Here is a 726-nt window from a genome sequence, read left to right as displayed (position 1 = left end):
TGGGTATGAAAGCCGCTATCGTAATAACGGCTTGGGCTGTTACTCGGTTTTAATATTTGCGCGATAGTCATCGAGAGCATCGGCAAACACCTGTATCGGATCATGCTCCTGACCAATGACCTCGCGAATCGACGCTTCACTGGCATGATGAACGCCATCCCCCAAATAAAAGGCCAGTGCATTAATTATTTCTTCGTAAGCACATGTCTCTTTACTCACTTTCGCCTCCTAAAGCTTTTTTAATTGCAGAATCAACTAATTTAACCGCCTCTTCATCTTGCGTTGGAATCCATGGCTGAATGAATTGCAGTGCTTTAAGCATTTCTGGGGCTGCCGAGATTAGGTCTGCGTTTGCTCGCTGGCATTTATGGTCCAAATCAAACTCAACCCATGCTACCGGCAATATCATTCCGTATGACTGGTCATCATCTTTGCAAACAGGCCCGATGCTACGATCGCTTTTCGAAGCAACCCAAGGGCCATTGGTCCCCAAAAATTCTGGTATATCTGTTTCTTTGCTCATCTTCACTTACTCCCAACTAGGCGTATAAACACCGCCATGTGATAGAAATCATCTTTGGTTAGATACACGATTAAGCCTCTACAAATTCACCGTCTTCATTCAGCGTGTAAAATACATTTGGCTTGATACCGTTATCACCAACCTTGCTTGCTCGGATGTGAATCAACTCACCATCATCATTTCGGTATACGCACACAATCGCG

2 protein-coding genes are annotated in these 726 nt (G+C 44.6%); both read right to left on the bottom strand.

All coding sequences use genetic code 11. From position 1 onward, the window contains the following. Window positions 1–39: 39 nt before the first annotated feature. Window positions 40–219: a hypothetical protein gene (locus J5069_RS23730; protein ID WP_264646114.1), complete on the bottom strand. Its 180-nt coding sequence runs from the start codon at window positions 217–219 to the stop codon at window positions 40–42. Next, window positions 212–523 (bottom strand): hypothetical protein, encoded by a 312-nt coding sequence (locus tag J5069_RS23725; RefSeq protein WP_264623592.1) that lies wholly within the window; start codon window positions 521–523, stop codon window positions 212–214. Before J5069_RS23725 ends, J5069_RS23730 begins: the two co-directional genes overlap by 8 nt. Window positions 524–726 lie beyond the last annotated feature (203 nt).

It is taken from the genome of Candidatus Symbiopectobacterium sp. NZEC127 (assembly GCF_025962675.1).
In the GTDB taxonomy this organism is placed as follows: Bacteria; Pseudomonadota; Gammaproteobacteria; order Enterobacterales; family Enterobacteriaceae; genus Symbiopectobacterium.
Note: the sequence above shows the minus strand (reverse complement) of the source record. Positions and strands in the feature narration are given on the sequence as shown.